The organism is Pseudomonas sp. A34-9 (assembly GCF_029543085.1).
GTDB lineage: Bacteria > Pseudomonadota > Gammaproteobacteria > Pseudomonadales > Pseudomonadaceae > Aquipseudomonas.
Genome location: NZ_CP119967.1, coordinates 4614126 through 4633088, shown reverse-complemented (window position 1 = coordinate 4633088; position 18963 = coordinate 4614126). Strand labels below are relative to the sequence as shown.

At 52.7% G+C, this 18963-nt stretch carries 13 protein-coding genes; 8 read left to right on the top strand and 5 right to left on the bottom strand.

The genetic code is table 11. The annotated features are described in order from the left end of the window. Positions 1 to 315: 315 nt before the first annotated feature. The 6 genes from P3G59_RS20585 (at position 316) to P3G59_RS20560 (ending at position 10182) form a co-directional block, all read left to right on the top strand. Positions 316 to 1320, top strand: a complete 1005-nt coding sequence (locus tag P3G59_RS20585; RefSeq protein WP_277758752.1) for a glycosyltransferase family 2 protein — start codon at positions 316 to 318, stop codon at positions 1318 to 1320. 114 nt (positions 1321 to 1434) lie between these two features. Next, the gene (locus P3G59_RS20580) at positions 1435 to 2253 is read left to right on the top strand and encodes an ABC transporter permease (RefSeq protein WP_277758751.1); all 819 of its coding nucleotides are present in this window, start codon (positions 1435 to 1437) and stop codon (positions 2251 to 2253) included. Then, positions 2243 to 3550 (top strand): ABC transporter ATP-binding protein, encoded by a 1308-nt coding sequence (locus P3G59_RS20575; protein WP_277758750.1) that lies wholly within the window; start codon positions 2243 to 2245, stop codon positions 3548 to 3550. Before P3G59_RS20580 ends, P3G59_RS20575 begins: the two co-directional genes overlap by 11 nt. Further along, a complete protein-coding gene (locus P3G59_RS20570; RefSeq protein WP_277758749.1) occupies positions 3547 to 7869 on the top strand; it encodes a glycosyltransferase in 4323 nt (1440 codons plus the stop codon). Before P3G59_RS20575 ends, P3G59_RS20570 begins: the two co-directional genes overlap by 4 nt. A 103-nt stretch (positions 7870 to 7972) precedes the next feature. After that, positions 7973 to 8989 carry a glycosyltransferase family 4 protein gene (locus tag P3G59_RS20565; RefSeq protein WP_277758748.1) on the top strand — a complete coding sequence of 339 codons (1017 nt, stop codon included), beginning with the start codon at positions 7973 to 7975 and terminating at the stop codon, positions 8987 to 8989. 98 nt (positions 8990 to 9087) lie between these two features. Continuing rightward, positions 9088 to 10182: an acyltransferase gene (locus P3G59_RS20560; protein WP_277758747.1), complete on the top strand. Its 1095-nt coding sequence runs from the start codon at positions 9088 to 9090 to the stop codon at positions 10180 to 10182. A gap of 65 nt (positions 10183 to 10247) precedes the next feature. Here P3G59_RS20560 and P3G59_RS20555 read toward each other — a convergent pair whose 3' ends face one another. The 5 genes from P3G59_RS20555 to P3G59_RS20535 form a co-directional block, all read right to left on the bottom strand. Further along, positions 10248 to 10640, bottom strand: a complete 393-nt coding sequence (locus P3G59_RS20555) for a GtrA family protein (protein ID WP_277758746.1) — start codon at positions 10638 to 10640, stop codon at positions 10248 to 10250. A gap of 2 nt (positions 10641 to 10642) precedes the next feature. After that, the gene (locus tag P3G59_RS20550; RefSeq protein WP_047295531.1) at positions 10643 to 11593 is read right to left on the bottom strand and encodes a WxcM-like domain-containing protein; all 951 of its coding nucleotides are present in this window, start codon (positions 11591 to 11593) and stop codon (positions 10643 to 10645) included. Next, positions 11590 to 12525, bottom strand: coding sequence for a glycosyltransferase family 2 protein (locus P3G59_RS20545; RefSeq protein WP_277758745.1), 936 nt, complete (start codon positions 12523 to 12525; stop codon positions 11590 to 11592). Before P3G59_RS20545 ends, P3G59_RS20550 begins: the two co-directional genes overlap by 4 nt. A gap of 1 nt (position 12526) precedes the next feature. Further along, positions 12527 to 13636: a DegT/DnrJ/EryC1/StrS family aminotransferase gene (locus P3G59_RS20540; protein ID WP_277758744.1), complete on the bottom strand. Its 1110-nt coding sequence runs from the start codon at positions 13634 to 13636 to the stop codon at positions 12527 to 12529. 202 nt (positions 13637 to 13838) lie between these two features. Further along, entirely contained in the window at positions 13839 to 15983 is a 2145-nt protein-coding gene (locus P3G59_RS20535) for a glucosyltransferase domain-containing protein (protein ID WP_277758743.1), read from the bottom strand. Positions 15984 to 16339: 356 nt separating this feature from the next. Here P3G59_RS20535 and P3G59_RS20530 point away from each other — a divergent pair, with 356 nt between their 5' ends. Continuing rightward, a complete protein-coding gene (locus tag P3G59_RS20530) occupies positions 16340 to 18334 on the top strand; it encodes a nucleoside-diphosphate sugar epimerase/dehydratase (RefSeq protein WP_277758742.1) in 1995 nt (664 codons plus the stop codon). 110 nt (positions 18335 to 18444) lie between these two features. Then, positions 18445 to 18780, top strand: a complete 336-nt coding sequence (locus P3G59_RS20525) for a ComEA family DNA-binding protein (RefSeq protein WP_277758741.1) — start codon at positions 18445 to 18447, stop codon at positions 18778 to 18780. The last annotated feature ends 183 nt before the right edge of the window (positions 18781 to 18963 follow it).

Below are 18963 nucleotides of genomic sequence, written 5' to 3'. Positions count from 1 at the left end.
GCCACCCCTTTTGCCAATGCAGGGCCCTTGGTACCCTACGCACCCCCTAACCATTGCAGCTTCGCCGGGTTGTTGAAGTTCGATCCAGGCGGATGGAGTTTCTATTTTCCGGTGTTAGCAATGCCCTAGCGTATTTCATACGGTGATATCACCGTGCTATTAAGTGGCTTTGACTCATTGTTATAATGGCAAATTTTGCGCAGTCGGAGCGGCCATGAGAAGAGCATGTAACGCTTGTCCTACTGAGAATGCGCATTTTGATGGCAGGCGGAACGACGCCGTCATAATTTTATCCTTAACGCAATGGAGTGCTCGGTGGTAGACCCTCTTCCACAAGCTGTTCAGACAGGTGCTATACCTTCCCGTGAAGCAGTCGATAGGCAGGATCAAGATTCGCACGTCTCGCGCGTCACGATCCTTATGTGTACTTACAACGGTGAGCGTTTTCTGTCTCAACAACTGGACTCTATCGCTCGTCAGAGTTTTCAAAACTGGGATGTTCTGGTATCGGACGATGGCTCAACCGATGCCACTCTGGATATCTTGCGCCAATACGCCGACGCGTGGGGCGATGGCAAGCTGACTGTCCGGCAGGGGCCTCAGCGAGGCTTTGCGGCGAATTTTCTGTCGGTGGCCTGCGTTGCATCTGGTCAATCCGAATTCTATGCATGGGCCGATCAGGATGATATCTGGCAGGAGCATAAACTTGAGGTTGCTCTCAAGTCGCTGCAGCACCTGCCAATGGACATTCCTGCATTGTATTGCGCGCGCACCGAATTGATTGACGATACGGGAACGGTTACCGGCCGTTCGCCGATGTTTCCACTACCGCCCTGTTTTGCCAATGCGTTGGTGCAGAGCATTGCCGGGGGCAACACCATGGTCTTCAACCGTTCGGCACAAGCGCTTTTTCAGGCAGCCGGGGCGCATCTGGATATAGTCTCCCATGACTGGTGGGCCTACCTGTTGGTGACAGGTACAGGTGGACAAGTTGTCTATGACCATACCCCGACCCTCCTTTACAGGCAGCACGACACCAATCTTATCGGTTCCGACATGGGCGCGCGCGCGCGGTTGGCGAGGTTGCGGATGATGTTCAGTGGGCGTTTCAAAGGGTGGAATCAGAGAAATATTGCTGCCCTGGAATCGGTTCGAACACGACTGAGCAAAGACAGTCAATTGACGCTGGATCTGTTTCAGAAAGCCCGAAGATCCTCAGTATTTACTCGATTTTTCTGGCTGAGACGTTCCGGCGTCTATCGACAGACTATGTGGGGTAGCCTGGGGCTGATACTGGCAGCGGCCATTAATAGACTATGAAGATGTTCGCGCCTGAAAGGACTTTTGCAGGTTTCCTGATGGCACGGTAGCAGTGTTTGAACGAGAGAATTTTGATGAGATTCATCTCCCTGAGTTTTTTTAGGTGTGTGCTTAATGCGTAATTTTTCGATTTCACCGAGGGAATTACTCGGCAGTTTGTGGCGCAATCGCAGCATGATCAGAGCTCTGGTGCAGCGCGAGGTTGTGGGGCGCTATCGCGGGTCTTTCATGGGGATTCTCTGGTCGTTCTTCAATCCGGTGTTCATGCTGGTCGTGTACACGTTTGTCTTCAGCGTCGTGTTCAAGGCTCGCTGGAGCGGGGGTAGCGATTCCAAGACAGAATTTGCACTCATCCTGTTCGCGGGACTGATCGTATTCAACCTGTTCGCCGAGTGTTTCAATCGCAGCCCGACGCTGATTCTTTCCAATGCGAATTACGTCAAGAAGGTAGTATTTCCGCTGGAGATCCTGCCATGGGTGACCGTCGGCTCCGCGCTGTTTCATATGGTGATCAGTCTGATCGTGTGGCTGCTTGCCTATACCTTTCTGTTTGGTACACCTCATCTGACGGTCTTGTTGTTTCCGCTGATCATATTGCCACTGGTGCTGTTGATCATGGGATTGACCTGGGCGCTGGCATCACTCGGTGTTTACTTGCGCGATGTTGCGCAATTCATCGGGATTCTGACCACGGTACTGATGTTCCTCTCACCCATTTTCTATCCGGCGAGCGCATTACCCGAAAAGTATCAGCACCTGCTGATGTTGAACCCGCTCACGCCCACCATTGAATATGCGCGTGAAGTGCTGTTCTGGGGGCGTATGCCTGATTTCACCGTCCTTGGCATTTATCTCGCAGGCTCAATAGTGGTCGCCTGGCTCGGCTTTGCCTGGTTCCAGAAAACTCGAAAAGGATTTGCTGATGTCATCTGAGATTGCTATCAAAGTTCAGAATCTCAGCAAATGCTATGAGATTTACGACAAGCCACGTGACCGCCTGCTGCAGATGCTCAGCCGCGGCAAGAAAAAATACTGCCGGGAGTTCTGGGCGCTGCACGATGTGTCGTTCGAGATCCGCAAGGGCGAGACCGTCGGGATTGTCGGCAAGAACGGCAGTGGCAAGTCCACGCTGTTGCAGATTTTGTGTGGGACCCTGAATCCTACTGGCGGTACTGTGGAAACCCACGGTCGGATCGCTGCGTTGCTGGAGTTGGGCTCGGGATTCAATCCTGAGTTCACCGGGCGTGAAAACGTCTATTTGAACGCAACCATCCTCGGTTTGAGCAAAGAGGAAATCGATGAAAAGTACGATGCGATCATCGAGTTTGCGGACATTGGCGAGTTTATCAATCAGCCGGTGAAAACCTACTCCAGCGGGATGCTCGTGCGTCTGGCGTTTTCCGTTCAGGCTCAAGTCGAACCGGACATTCTTATTGTTGATGAAGCATTGGCCGTTGGCGATGCCAAGTTCCAGGCACGCTGTTTTGATCGCTTGAAGAAGCTGAAGGAGAATGGCACCAGTATTCTCCTGGTAACGCATTCGAGTGAGCAGATCGTGACTCATTGCGACAAGGCATTTCTGTTGAATGACGGTGTGCAGTTAGAGCAGGGTGAGCCACGCCAGGTTGTCAATCGCTATCTGGATCTGCTGTTCGGCAAAACCCGGAATTCAGTAGTGACCGAGCTTGAGCCTGCCGTCGACGTGCTGGAAACCTACCACACGCCTGAAGGCGGAATGGACGTATTTGATACGCACCCCAACTACAATCCCAATGAGTATCGTTGGGGGGATCGGGCAGCGACCATCATCGACTTTCATCTGAGTGCCGATGGTCAGGAATATCCCGTAGCCGTTGATACCGGTTCCAAACTTAAGCTGGCTGTATTCGTCAGGTTTGATACCGATCTGATCTGCCCTATCCTCGGCATGACCATCAAAACCAAGGAAGGGGTAACCGTTTACGGCGTGAACAGTGAAACCCTTGATTCTCCGGATTTCCGCGCCTTTGGTCGCAAGGGTGAAATCGTCGAGGTCGAGTTGTCGATTGCCTGTGAATTGGCTCCGGGTGATTACTTCATTTCCCTTGGCGTTTCCACCAAAGACGGTGAAGAGGTGACGCCAAGGGATCGTCGTTACGATTCCGTGCACCTTCAGGTGCGGCCGACAGACAAGTTTTTTGGGCTGGTAAATCTAGATTCGAGCATTCGTGCCAAAAAGGTTACAAATTGAATACTTTATTGACGCAAGCGGGCTATCAACTTAACGAAGAACTCAAGATCTGGTCGCGGCCGGATTACGCGAGTATCAACTACAGTGACGGCGATACCACCGAACTACGCATCAAGTACTTGATTGAGAAGGCGCGTGATGTAAGTGTTTTTTCCGATGAGCTGCGTGGCTGGTGCACCGATTGGCCATCGCTGTATTACCTGTCCAGCACCCGGGCAAATTTGCTAAGGGTGTTTGATGCCGATCTTAAAGGTGACGTCCTCGAAATCGGCGCAGGCTGTGGCGCGATTACCCGCTATCTGGGTGAGCAGGGCGGTAACGTGCTTGCGCTGGAAGGCAGTGCGCGCCGTGCAAGCATTGCCCGGTCTCGTACCAGAGACTTGCCGAACGTGTCGGTATTGGCCGAAACATTCGAAAACTTCCAGGTTGACAAGAAATTCGATGTCATCACGCTGATTGGTGTTTTTGAGTACGCCAATCTGTTTGTCTCGGGTGAGAATCCGGGCGCGAACATGCTCAAGAAAGTTCGCTCGCTATTGAAGCCCGACGGCTTGTTGATCATTGCCATCGAGAACCAGCTGGGTCTCAAATATTTCGCAGGCGCACCGGAAGACCATGTTGTGACGCCGATGTTTGGTGTCGAGGGACGCTATAACAGCACTACGCCACAAACTTACGGCAAACAGGCGCTAGCCTCGCTGCTGTCTGGTGCCGGCTTTGCGTCCAACGAATTTTTTGCTCCATTTCCAGATTACAAACTGCCGGTTTCGATTGTCACGGAAGAAGGGTTTGTCGACCCTGATTTCGATGCTGGGGCTTTTGCTTGGCAAAGCGCCCAGCGCGATCCGCAACTGCCTGAGCTGTGTACGTTCTCGCTTGAACTGGCATGGCCGCAGATCTGCAAGAATGGTTTGGGCATGGACATGTCCAATTCCTTCCTCATCGGTGCTTCGCCGGTGGCACGCAAAACCCTCGACGACGGAACCCTGGCCGTTCATTTCAGCAGTGATCGTCGGGCGGAATTCTGCAAGAGTTCGTCGTTCAAAAAAGGCGCCGATAACTCAATTCGCGTTCACTACGAGAAGTTGACCAATATTGCTGCAGAGCCTGCCGCAGAAGCCATCGTCGACTTCAAGCTGACAGCGTCCGAGCCATACATCAAAGGGCATGTTCTCTCGACGAAGTTGATCGAAATCGTCAATGCGCAAGGCTGGACTTATGCTCAGGTCGGCGAGTTCCTGAAAGGCTATGTGGCCATATTGAAAAATATCTCCAGCGGCCAGTCGGGCGCTGATGATTTATTGCCGGGACAACTTTTCGATGCCGTACCACAGAATATTCTGATCGACCAGCAAGGCGCCCCCCACCTGATAGATAAAGAGTGGTCGTTGACCGTCGGTTTGCGGATCGAATTCCTGTTGTTCAGGGCACTGCGTCAATTGCTCGGTTCGGTGACACGTTTCAGCCCGAGCGCTGACTTCGCCACGGCAACGTACAAAGAATTCGTGTTTGCAGCGTCAGCGGCAGCTGGCTATGGGATCGGCGAAGAAGATGTTCGTCAATTTCTGTCATTAGAGGCGGCTGTGCAGAGCGCCATCAGTGGCCGCGAGCCAAGTGAATTTCACTCTTGGGAAGAGGATCGACAGGTTGTCGTTGACAACTTGTTGATGGCTTTTAACAAAACCCAGTCCGCCTTGGCGACACAAGCGCAAGCGTTGGAAGCCGCTGGGCGGGAAGTTGAAAGAGTTCAGGCTGATTCCCTGCGGGAAGTTGAAAGAGTTCAGGCTGATTCCCTGCGGGAAGTTGAAAGAGTTCAGGCTGATAATCAGCGGCTTCACTCCGAACTTCGATCCGAGCTAGAGAATCTGCAGTCGGAACGCTACCGCTTGTCTGTTCGTTTGACCGAGAGTCAGGCAGCCTACAATGATGTGATTCATTCGAACTCCTGGTTCATCACCAAGCCGATTCGATTTGTCGTTCGTTCACTGCGCAACGGCAAAAAGGCTTTGCGCAATAATGTCGAAAGCTGTAAACGCGCGGCCACCGTCTACCTGCGTAACCAGGAGGTCAAGGCTCCGGTTCCCGCAGGCAAGAGTTACATCGTCGAAGCGCCAATTGCCCGTATCCGCTCCGTGACGGTGATCTTGCCGGTCTATAAAGGCATCGAGATGACCAGGCGCTGCATCGAAGCTGCCATGCCGGGCATTCTCTCGATGTCGGGTGCAAAGATCATCGCGATCAATGACTGTAGTCCGGATGCCGGGATGCAGGACATGCTTCTTGAGCTCGAAGCACAATGGCCGGACGTGCTGACTGTTTTGGAGAATCCGAACAACCTGGGATTCGTCAAAACTGTTAATCGTGGGATGCGCCAGGCCGGAGAAGCCGACATCGTGTTCCTGAACAGCGATGTGATCGTCCCGCAAAACTGGCTGGAACGGCTGACCGCAGAAGCCTACATTGCGCCGAATATCGGTACGGTTACCCCGTTCTCGAATAACGCGACCATTTGCAGTTTTCCGGCCTTCCTGTACGAAAACGAACAGGCCTTCGGACTGGATGTCCATCAGATCGACAAAGTGTTCGCCGGGGCACGACTGCCAAATGTGAAAGCACCTACCGGTGTCGGGTTCTGCATGTACGTGCGCCGCGATTGCCTGGACGTCGTGGGCTTGTTGAATGAGGAAAAATTCGGTCGTGGTTACGGCGAAGAAAACGATTTGTGCCAGCGCGCGCTCAAGGCCGGCTGGTTCAACATCATTACACCGAACCTTTACGCATTCCATGAAGGCGGCGTCAGTTTTTCTTCGACCAAGCAGGCATTGATCGAAAACGCCTTCAAAGCGATTGTCGAACTGCATCCGGACTATCATCTGGATATTCAGACGTTCATTGCCGAGGATCCGGTCAAGCTGGTGCGTGTCAACCGTCTCGTACAGTTGCTTTCGACACTCAATCGTCCCAAGGTCCTGCAGGTTTCCCATGAGGCCGGGGGCGGAGTCAAACAGCATGTCGAAGAGCTGAGCGAAGCGCTTCAGGCAAATACCTACAACCTCATCCTCAAACCTCGTAAAGGTGCGGGCGCCGTCTCTCTGTACATGGGCACATTCCCCGGCGCAGACGAGCTGGTCTTCCATCTTCCGGAAGAGCTTCCGAAGCTGGTTGCCCTGCTCAAAGGCTGCGGTGTCGGATTCGTCCATTTCCATCACTCTCTTGGATTGAATCCGGCACTGTTCGATCTTCCGGCGCAGCTGGGTACTGAATACGCATTGACGGTTCACGACTTCTATTGGCTTGGCGGCAACCCGACATTGACCAACGAGGCGGGCGTTTATCCGGGCCAGTATTCCGATGATTTACTCAATCCTGCGTTCCCTCTGCCCGAGGGTGTCTCGGCTGTCGAATGGCGCGAACAATTGAGAGGGTTCCTCGAAAGCGCGAAAACAGTCGTGTTCCCATCTGAGTACACGTTGGCGCTTTACCAGCAGTACTATGCTTTGCAGCGTCCGATCGTAGCGTTGCATGTCGAGGACAAGCGACCGGCAATCTCTTCGGTGGCACCGATCATTCCAAAACCGCGTTATACCGTGGGCGTGTTGGGTGCGCTGGGCAAGGAAAAGGGCGCGGATTATCTCGAGCAACTGGCTGCGAAAGCGAAGGCCGCAAACGCCCCCTTCGACTTCAAGCTGCTTGGCTTCGCTTACCGGGAATTGAACGGGATTTTCACCAGCGGGCAATACGACGCAGCGGAGCTCGCGCGGTTGATCGCGGAGCATGATCTCGACTTGATCCTGTTTCCTGCGCAATGGCCGGAAACTTACAGCTACACACTCAGCTATGCGCTGGCGTCAGGGCTGCCGATCATCGCGCCGGATATCGGTGCGTTCCCCGAGCGCCTGGCCAGCCGTGAACATACCCTCGTGTACCCATTTGGCATCGAGCCTGTAGAGCTTCTGGAAGCAATGAGCACATTTGTGCAGTCATCGGTGGCGGGGGACTTGATCCAGGCACCTTCGCATGCGCAAAGTCTGTTGAATCCAGATTTCTATGAAGTCGATTATTTGCAACTGGTGAATAACGATGTTCCGCGTCAGCAACAGCCCGTTTTCCTCGAACTCCCTGCCACGGGCATTACTGCGGCCGAGTACGAAGTACCGTTGACTACCCGGGAAATTGTGCTGCTCGCTCTGTGGACGTTGTACCGCAAGCCTGGCATGCAGCGACTCAGTCGTTCGGTTCCGTATGGTGTACGTCAGAAAATCAAGAGAAAGTTGACCAAGCGTCCACTTCACGAAATAGTCGACCTGCACAAAAACTAAGCAACTTGTTCCCCTTGCCGCGAAGCTGGGGCTTCAGCGGAAGGGGACAGATGATTTTTGACGCAATGTCGAATTAGAGTTTTGCAAAGGAGCCGCTGGGCTTATGAGTAGCGTTTGGCTTGTGCCAGTGGTCTTTGCCAGTGCCTTCACTTTAACCGCGCTCTTGCGCCGTTATGCCTTGTCCAAAAGCCTTATCGATGTGCCTAACGATCGGAGCTCTCACACCATTCCAACGCCAAGGGGCGGAGGAGTGGCGATCGTCGTCACCTTTCTGGCTGCACTTTGTCTGTTGTTCATGGCGGGGATAATCCCGTCGGGGCTCTTCTTGTCGGCGTTGGGAGCGGGGGCAATGGTCGCGATCATTGGTTTTATGGATGATCATGGCCACATCGCCGCACGCTGGCGACTACTGGGGCACTTCGCCGCCGCTGCATGGGCTCTTTACTGGCTGGGAGGTCTCCCGCCGCTGCATGCGTTCGGTCAGGTGATCGATCTGGGATGGCCGGGGACGGCATTGGCGGCTTTTTTTCTCGTCTGGATGCTCAACCTCTACAACTTCATGGACGGTATCGACGGGATCGCCGGTGTCGAGGCGGTCACGGTGTGCCTTGGGGTATGCGTGTTGTCAGTGTTGGATAACGGCGCGCCGTTGATTGGTGCGCCGCTATTGCTGGCGGTCGCTGTGGCAGGCTTTCTGGTCTGGAACTTCCCGGCGGCACGGATCTTTATGGGCGATGCCGGCAGCGGGTTTCTCGGTCTGATTCTGGGCATTCTCGCGCTTGAGGCCAGCTGGCTCTCGTTTCAGCTGTTTTGGGGGTGGTTGATCCTGCTGGGGGTCTTCATCGTCGATGCGACGTTTACACTGCTGCGCCGCTTGCTGCGTGGCGAAAAGGTCTATGAGGCTCACCGCAGTCATGCCTATCAGTTTGCGTCACGTCGTTATGGCAAACATTGGCCTGTCACAATGGCAGTGGGTTTGATCAATCTGCTGTGGTTGTTGCCGATTGCAGTATGTGTCGCCCGATTCCAATTGGACGGGGCGACGGGACTCATCCTTGCGTATGCCCCTTTAGTTTTTCTTGCCTTCAAGTACCAGTCGGGCAGGGCGGAGCAGGCTTGAGTGACGAAATACAGGCTTCGTAATGGCAACATAATCTCGCCACACTTACGTGATAATATGCGCGCGCCGAATAAAAGGTGACAAAACGAGTTCGCGTAATGACCAATTTTAAAAAGCCAGCAACAACACTTGGCGACATGGTAAAGCTGCGTGCTAACAACTTTGACTTGCTCAGATTGTGCGCAGCCCTGATCGTCTTGATTACCCACAGTTTTGCGCTCACGGGGAAATCCTCTGCAACGTGGTATTCCCTGTTTATGGGCTATGAGCCTGGAAGCCTGGCAGTCAGTGCTTTTTTTGCGATCAGTGGTTTTCTGATTGCCGGTTCTCTGGAGCGCCGTACGTTCTCGGAATACTGGCAGGCGCGCGCTTTGCGCATTATTCCGGCACTGGCGGTCACTTCGTTCGTTTCCGCCTTGATATTGGGACCGATTTTCACAGCACTGCCGCTTGATGAGTATTTCCAGAGCTCTGGCACCTATCGTTATCTGACCAATTCGATTCCGTATCAGACCGTCTTCGTATTGCCTGGTGTCTTCTCGGATGTGACCTATCCGCAAACGGTGAATGGTTCGCTGTGGACAATCCCGATCGAAGCGTTTTGCTACGTGGCGCTGGCTGCGATCTTCTTCGTCGGGCGTCGAACTTTCTCGCTGGTTGTACCGGTAATGGCGTTGATTTCGGCGTTCTTTGTCTGGTTGTTTTTCCATGGCCCCATCGCGCCGATCACACTTTTCGGAACGACGGAGGTACTACCTGTTCTGCGCTTCGGCTTGATGTTCCTGGTCGGTACCTTCCTCTGGAAGTACAAGGATATCGTGCCATTCAAGGGCGGTATCGCGGCAATGTGTCTGGTCATCCTGTTGATCGGCTCACGATTCGGTTACACCAACCTGGCACTGTTCATTGCATTGCCGTACTTGCTGATGTATCTGGCTTATCGTCGTCCAGTCTTCGTTGATGGCATGCGCAAGCTTGGCGATCTGTCTTACGGCACCTATCTCTTTGCCTTCCCTATCCAGCAAGCGCTGGTGTCGATCTCCCACAAGTCGATCAACGGCTGGTGGTTGGCTATTGCCACCAGCGTGATCTCCATGGGGCTGGCGTGGTTCTCCTGGCGATACATCGAGAAGCCGGCGATGCAGTTTAAAAAGAAGTTCTCGGCACCGGTGGTGCTTGAACGAGCAGCCTGATCAACAGGTATAAAAAAACCCGGATTGCCGGGTTTTTTTATGCCTGTTGATCGTCAAGGACGCTTTCATTGGGCCGGGTTGCTTTTCACAAACACAAGTTTGCTTAACGCATAAGTTATCGGCAGCGTTAGTGCGATGGCTGCCAGTGGGGCCAGATACTCGGGAAGGGACAGCTTCTTGACCCACAGCCAGACAATCAGGACGCCCAAAGCGTACTGCGCAACGTACACGAACGGGAACAAAAGCGCGGATTTCAGCCCCTGATGCTCTTTGAATACGAAGAAACGACTGAGCATGAACGCCAGAAAGATCCCGCAGACATAACTGATTGAGTAGCTCCAGATGTAGGGTAGAAAACTCAATAGAACGAGATAGAGAACGTAAGTCAGTCCGGTGTTGAGCCCGCCGGTCAGGAGGAACCGGACAAACTTGATCTCCAGCAGTTTTTTCAGATTCATTCCTACGAAACTGCCTGCTGTTTTTTCTCGATCAGGAATTGATCATAGTCACGGATGTAGTCGTCGGCCATGTAGTGTTCCGAGGCGAATACCAGCAAGACGGCGTCTGCCGAATACTTATACTGAATTCCCCAGGTCATCGCTGGCAAGAACAGGCCCAGAGTATGGTTGTCCAGAACGAATTCTTGGCGGTGCTTTCCATTGTCGGCAACGACATGCACTGTGCCTTTGACCGCTACCAGAAACTGGTGACATTCCCGGTGAGCATGCTCGCCACGGGTTTCTGCCGTCGGAACGTTGGTCACCAGGAAGTAACGCTTCACTTCGAACGGCACATCCTTGCCGCATTCGCCAACGCTCAGACTTCCGCGCATGTCGACGGCTTCCATCATGCGGTGCAAAGTAACGCCACAAGGGTAGATATCCGATTTTCCGACTTTCACCGGGTTTTCTACCAGTGCCCCATCGGTAGGCTTGGCATCGACATAACCGATGATTTTGGCCGGGTTGCCGACCACGATGGCATTGGGCGGAACAGATTTGGTGACCACTGCGCCTGCACCAACCATCGCCGAAGTGCCAATGGTAATGCCGGGCAGAATCGTCGAGTTGGCGCCCAAGGAGGCACCTTTACGAATAATGGTTCGGGCGAATGCTTCCGGATAAATCTTGCTGCGTGGGAACTTGTCGTTGGTAAATGTGACATTGGGCCCGACGAAGACATCGTCCTCAATGGTGATGCCGTCCCAGACTTGCACGCCGCATTTCAGCGTCACACGGTCACCGATGATGACGTCGTTCTCGACAAAAACGTTGTCGCAGATATTGCACTCGGCACCGATCAGGGCGTTCGGCAGGACGTGGGCAAAAGCCCAGACTCGTGAGCCGGCGCCAATGGTAGACGATTCACAAATCGCACGGTCATGAACGAAAAAATCCCGTGGATCACTCATTTAATGGCTCCAAACTCAGTAACTTTCATAGGAATAGCCAGCGGGCGCCCTTTAGTATTTTCATACGTGCGCCAAGCGTAAGAACCGATGACGCCCAGGCCCAGCAGATTGAGGCTGCCCAACAACGTAATGGTAAACAGCGTCATGGCGTAGCCAGGCACGTCAATCAGGCCACCTAACCTAGCCAGAATGACACTGACGCCATAGAGTGCAGAAAGCGCCGACCCTACTGCGCCGATCCGGATCAATAATCGAATCGGCAGGTCGGTAAAAGAGAAAACGCTATCCATGAGGTAATTGACTTTCTTGCGCAGCGTCCACGCGGACTTTCCGTGCTCTCGGGCCACTCGGGAATAACGAACGACCTGACGACGGAAGCCTAGCCAGAAAATCTGGGCGATCAATGAGCTATGCCGCTCTTCAAGTTTCAGCAAATTGTCGCGAAACTCCAGATTGCAACCAAACATGTCAACGCCACCGGCCGGCATTTCCGGAACCACGTAGCGTTTATAGAGTCCCCAGAACGTTTTCGAAGCGAGCTTTGACAGGAAAGGGTCCTCACGGCTTTCCCGCACGCCGACGACAACATCGACTGGTTCAGTATTCAGGACTCGATTCATGGTCAGAACCAGACTCGGAGGTTCCTGCAGGTCGGCGGCCATGACGGCGAATGTCGTGCCCTTACCGTGCTGCAGGCCTGTTCTGATCGCCATGAAGGAGCCGAAGTTCTTCGACAATAGAATCAACTGCGACGCAAAATTTTGCAGTGGCAGGCTTTCCCGAAGAATTTCATACGAGCGATCCGGGCTTCCATCAACAACAAACACCACTTCCAGTGCCCCGCGAAGCTCGACATTCAAGTTGTCGACAGCCTTCAACAGTGAAGGGAGTGATTCTTCGTTGCGATAGACCGGAATGACGAGCGAAAGCACGTTAAGGCCTCTGTGTGAAGTAGTTTTTGACCACTTCAATGACGCGGTCTACCTGAGATTCTGTCAGCCCTGGGAAACAAGGCAGGGACACGAGGCGAGAGCACGCAGTCTCGGTAACCGGCAGGTCGAATTGCTCGGTCAGCGTGTAGGCCGTCTGCCAGTGATCGGGGACCGGGTAATGAACATCGGTGCTGACGCCATGCTCTTTCAGGTACTGGGTGAAGGACTCTCTTTCCGCTACACGCAAGACGAACAAGTGTGCGACAAAATCGCTTTCCAGGCTTACCGGAAATGTCAGCGGAAGGCCTTTGAGCCCTTCGGTATAACGGCGAGCGATATGCCGGCGTTGTTCATTCCATTGGTCCAGCAAAGGCAACTTGATGCGAAGAATCGCAGCCTGCATTTCATCGAGACGACTGTTGCGGCCAAGGGCTGTGGTGACGTGATATTTGGTCGACCAGCCGTACTGGCGCAGCGTACGTAATCGTTCGGCAATTTCGGCGGAGGACGTGACGATTGCTCCTCCATCGCCCAAAGCCCCGAGATTTTTTGTCGGATAAAAGCTGAAGCAGGCCAGATCGCCGAAGGAGCCACATTGGCCGCCGGATGATCTTGCACCATGAGATTGAGCGCAATCTTCCAACACCGCCGCACCTGCCGCCTTCGCCATTTTTACAAGCGTTTCGATTTCAGCCAGTTGACCATAAAGGTGGGTGACGATCACGACTTTGGCCGGCCGGGACAGCGCTTTTTCCAGAGAGGCAGGGCACATGGTCAGCGAATGTTCGTTTACATCGACATACACCGGCTCGGCGCCCACGGCGCGAATGGCCGTGCTGCTGTAGAAACCGGCGTTGGCCACGGTAACGACACGATCACCCGGGCCTACGCCAAGCGCAAGCAAAGCGATTTCCAATGCTTCGGAGCCATTCGCGACAGAGATGCAAGTCTCAACGCCTACGTAGTCGGAAAATTCGCGCTCAAAGGCTTTGACCTCCTCCCCCATGATGTACCAGTGTCGATTGACTACCCGCATCAAGGGTTCGGAGAAGTCGATGCCTGCGTTCGCCGCGGCTGCAGAAAACAACGGAATGGTTTGATTCACTTCCATGATTTATCCAGAAATATATGGCGGAGCACTTGATGATGGGCGAAATGTTACTACAGATGTGCCGCGCATGTCGGGCCAATCCACGCCGTTCGTAGGTGGTGTGCAATGATTCAAAGTGCCTGTTGTTCAACCTATGGAGATCCATATCTGTTGCACAGAATGGAGCTCCCAGGGAGCTCCACTCGCGAAGGACGTTGATCGCTTATTGGTATTGCGCGTGGGTCGGGTCAGGTTTTTCTGAAAGTTTGATCAGGTAGACACCGTTATCCAGGCGAACAGAGCCAGGCGCGGGCCAGACCGGCATATCCTTGAACTTCGGCGTCAGTGCTATCCGATCGATCGGCTGCAGAGGGAAAACATTACGGAATCCAACCAACTGCATATATTTGATCATTCGATTTCCATTGCCGTCATCCCAGTCAAAAAATGAAGCGCTCATCGTCGATGAGTCAGGAGACGGGTATCGACTGTTAAATGACAGTTTTCCAAATATATCGATGTGTGCTCGGGCATTTCGGTCGAATCGGGGGTTGGATTCGGCTATTTGTTTATAAATTTCTTCGGCTGTTAATCGATCATGGTTAGTTGCCAACAGGGTACTAGCTGTGTATTGCCCGTTAATCGTTACAATCTGGAACACCAGTGAGGCGCTTAAAACTAGACCAAGTGCTCGAATTCGGCCTTTATATTCGAGAACAACCATGACGCTAAACCAGCTTATGAAGGAAACTGCCAGCATCGAGCGCAATGGAAGGTTGTTCCCGCCCGTAACAAAGTGAAGCAGAAACGGCGAGAGGAGTAGAGCTGCAATAAACAGCATCATCCGTGCGGAGGCTTTCCATGTGTTCTGCGTGATCAGAAGTAAGGTTGCAAGGCAGAGCATGATTGCAGAGATAAAAAAATTGACGCCGAAAGTCTGTTCTGATCCGGTATAAATTTTAAACATTTCATAAACGGTCAGCTTGGTGATGAATAATGGGTTTTCCAGCAGTGCATCCAGTTTTAGGAAGCTGTCCAGGTAACCTGGATTTGCCGGGTAAAAATGTTTTGCAATTTTATTTATGAAAGCATAAAGAACCAGGCCGCAAAGGAATACCACTGCAATGAGGGCTATTCGCTTGAACAGCGGCCGCAGCGCATTTGGCAGCGGGGTCGTGTTGGCTTTGGCAGAAAATATGATAATGCCCATGCCAATAGCCAGATAGAACATCACTAGGGACTGATAAGCACCGATTGCCGCCGCCAGTAACAAGCTTGCACAAGCGAGCGCAAGAAGTTTTGTTTTGTTTGCCCCGGTAGATAAATCAATTCGAGAAACGATGTAAAGGCTAATGGAGAGACAGAGTACCCCTAGGCCGGTGGACGGTAGGTTGGAGTAAAACTCTGCAATGAACCACCAGACCGGGTGTGCAACAAACACGCAGTAAGTAAACGCCGTAAGCTTTGTGAACGTCAGATTGTGCGAACGTAAAATCAGCATGTAAGAAGCGGCTAAGCATACATAGAAGAACAGGTTAGGCACAAACGGCAGGACTGGCAGGGGGAATATAAATTTCTCTACAAGGAATGCGGTCCATCGTCCATCAGCGATCCAGACCGAGGGGTCGGTACGAAAGGCGCCAACTTCATCATCGACCGACAGGAAGAAATTGGTGATTGGGATTAGATTCAAAATTATCCCGATGCTCAAAAAAATAGTGAATTCAATAACTGAGAAGTTATCATTTTTCACCGCGGCTTTTAAATGTGTTCCCCAGCTACTGTCTCTCTGAAAGTACGCCATGATAATCGGATGCCAGACAATCCAGCCGATTGTCGCGAGAGAGAGCAGTGCCGCCAGCATGAAAGCGATATAGGCACGAACCTTTTCCAGGTGCGCGCTATTTATGTGGATGGTGATCTGAGGGTCTGTCGATCCAGGCGGAGCAGAAAAAAAATAAAGGTTGTTTCTGAAGGTCTTCTGCAGTTGGAAGGATGGATTGACGTCATCCATCGAAATATTCATGCGATACGCCAATAGACTGATGCTAACCGATTTCAAATCAAAGGCTTCGGCATTCTCGAGCGGATCCCACCGAAGTTCGTCATCATAAAACGGCAGTTGGAACTGAAAACGTGTCCTTGATGGATCGATTTTTTTAAAAACTGAGTTCTGCTCGCTGTAGGGTGTCAGCTTTTTATAATAAAGCTGCGATTTTTCAGCAGGGAAGTTTTCGACTTCGATGTTTAACTTGGGCATTAAAATCGGGCTTTTCAAGAGAACCCAAGTAAACACCAGAGTTAGCGCTGCGCCGAGGGCAGCCCATTTTAAAACGGTTTTTGCTTTTGTCTTGAACTCGGTGTGCATAACCGTTGCTCACTTCCCTATATTTTGATTTTTACGAGTGGCGGCTCGATGTTTGAGGAGCAGCGGCGTGCGATACACTACGTTGGTTGCAGTTACGCCTCGACATCCTGGGCCTGGAATGGCGTTGGCCAGTATAACGACTGATGTCGGCTGCCGCAGCAGAGCTCTCGGATCGGGTGCAGACTTTTTTGCGGATAAACGAGGAGGAGAGCAGCTCCGAATGGCTCAAACCTTGTGGTGTCGGATAATTTTAGTTTTCAACCCTATTCTTTTTTCTGTAACGTAGTTCCCTACCTCCGTACAATGTCAACCGCCGATTCAACCCAAGGGAGTAGGCCAGATTGGTACAGGGGAGTATGAACAGAATGCGCGAATTCTTGTTGGGATTGCCTCGTCGCCAGAAACGATTGATTCAAGTGTTGACTGACGTATGTCTCGTCTGGCTTGCGCTGTGGCTGGCGTTTATCGTTCGTCTGGGCATAGACGAGATGGTCAATCCGTTCAAGGTGCACTTGTGGCTGTTCATCTGTGCTCCCATTGTGGCCATTCCGCTGTTCATCCGGTTTGGCATGTACCGGGCGGTGATGCGCTATTTTGGCAACGACGCATTGGTGGTGATCATCAAGGCGGTCAGTTTGTCTTCATTGATTCTGGCGCTGGTCGTGTACTGGTACAGCAATCATGAAGCGGTCGTGCCGCGCTCTATCATATTCAATTACTGGTGGCTGAGTCTCGTGATCATCGGCGGCCTGCGTTTGTGCATGCGGCACTACTTTATGGGGGACTGGTTCACTGCGGCCCAGCATGTGCCGTTCACCAATCGCGACGACGGGCTGACCAAGGTAGCTGTTTATGGGGCAGGTGTTGCGGGTAATCAGTTGGTAGCGGCACTGCGCATGGGCAGGGTAATGCGCCCGGTGGCCTTTATCGATGATGATCCGGGCATCTCGGATCGTTCGATTTCCGGCCTTCAGGTCTACAAGCCCAAACACATCCAGCAAATGATCGACATGACCGGTGCGCAGGAAATTCTCCTCGCGTTGCCGTCTTCCACCCGTGCACGACGCCGGGAAATTCTCAATCTACTGGAAGGCTTCCCGCTTCACGTGCGCAGTGTTCCCAATTTCACCGACCTTGCCAGCGGGCGAGTGAGAGTCCAAGACATTCAGGAAGTCGATATTGCCGATTTGCTGGGACGCGATGCGGTGCCGGCTCAGCCTGATCTGCTGGAGCACTGCATCACAGGCAAGGTTGTCATGGTTACCGGGGCAGGTGGATCCATTGGTTCTGAACTGTGCCGACAGATTTTTTCCCTGCAACCAACCACGCTTCTATTGTTCGAGCACAGCGAATTCAATCTTTACAGTATTCTTTCAGAGCTGGAGCAGCGCGGCTGCCGTGAGTCGGTCCGGGTCAAGCTGTTGCCGATCCTCGGTTCAATCCGTCATCAGGACAAGCTGCTCGACGTGATGAAAACGTGGAAGGTCGATACGGTTTACCATGCTGCAGCTTATAAACATGTTCCAATGGTCGAGCACAATATTGCTGAAGGTGTCCTGAATAATGTTATCGGCACCCTCAATACGGCACAGGCGGCGTTGCAGTCTGGCGTATCGAACTTCGTATTGATTTCTACTGACAAGGCCGTGCGTCCAACCAATGTGATGGGCAGCACCAAACGTTTGGCCGAGTTGACCCTTCAGGCGCTCAGCCGTGAGATTGCACCGGTATTGTTTGGCGACAGTTCGAATATTTCCCGTGTCAACAAAACCCGCTTCACGATGGTGCGTTTCGGCAATGTGCTGGGTTCTTCTGGTTCGGTTATTCCGTTGTTCCATAGCCAGATCAAGTCCGGGGGGCCTCTGACTGTTACTCACCCGAAGATCACTCGCTACTTCATGACTATCCCTGAAGCGGCACAGTTGGTGATTCAGGCTGGATCAATGGGGCAGGGCGGTGATGTTTTCGTGCTGGATATGGGAGAGCCAGTCAAGATCGTCGAGCTGGCGGAAAAAATGATCCATCTTTCGGGATTGAGCATTCGATCTGAACGCAATCCACAGGGGGACATATCCATCGAGTTCACCGGATTGCGTCCAGGTGAGAAGCTCTACGAAGAATTACTGATCGGCGAAAACGTTGCGACCACGCCACATCCGATGATCATGATGGCCAATGAGGATCATCTATCTTGGGAGGTGTTGAAGGTTAGGTTAACCAATTTGTTGGCGGCAGTTGATGCGGATGACTACTCCCGCGTCCGCCAACTCCTGCGCGAAACCGTCTCCGGCTACACCCCCGACGGAGAAATCGTTGACTGGATCTACCAGCAGCGCCGTCTCGAACCCTGATTGTTTCACATCCTGTAACGCACGCATTTTTGACATCGCTCCACGATGACCTACGTTTGGAGAGCAGCTTCGGAAAAGCTGCTTTCTCAAATGATGATGGAGCGTCACTTATGCGTACCGGTTACTTTTACTCTCTGATTTTCGCTTTCCTCACCAGCGCCTCGATCGCTGCTATTGCTGCACCTGTTGCGCCGGTGGATTCGACCAAGGCGCCTTTGGTGATGGATACCGCGGCACCTTCCCAGAGTGCAAAAGTCGATCTCAACGATGCCGACGCGGCAACGCTGCAAAAGGAACTGGCGGGAGTCGGTGAGGCCAAGGCGAAAGCGATTATTACTTATCGTGAAACAAACGGGCCGTTTTCATCGGTAGATGAGTTGCTGGAAGTGAAGGGTATCGGCAAGGCGATCCTGGATCGCAACCGCGACAAGCTGGAAGTCAACTAAGCTGAGTGTTCAACGCCAAGGGGGCCGGTCATAGACCGGCCTTTTTCATTTGGCGCAGTGCTTGGCTGCGGATAGCAGTGGAGAGGGCACCCGTCGGACGATTTAAAATTACGACTATCATATTGCGTTTGGATTATGCCTATAATAATTTGCCGGTGCGACCAGCCAACGGGCCTCATCGGT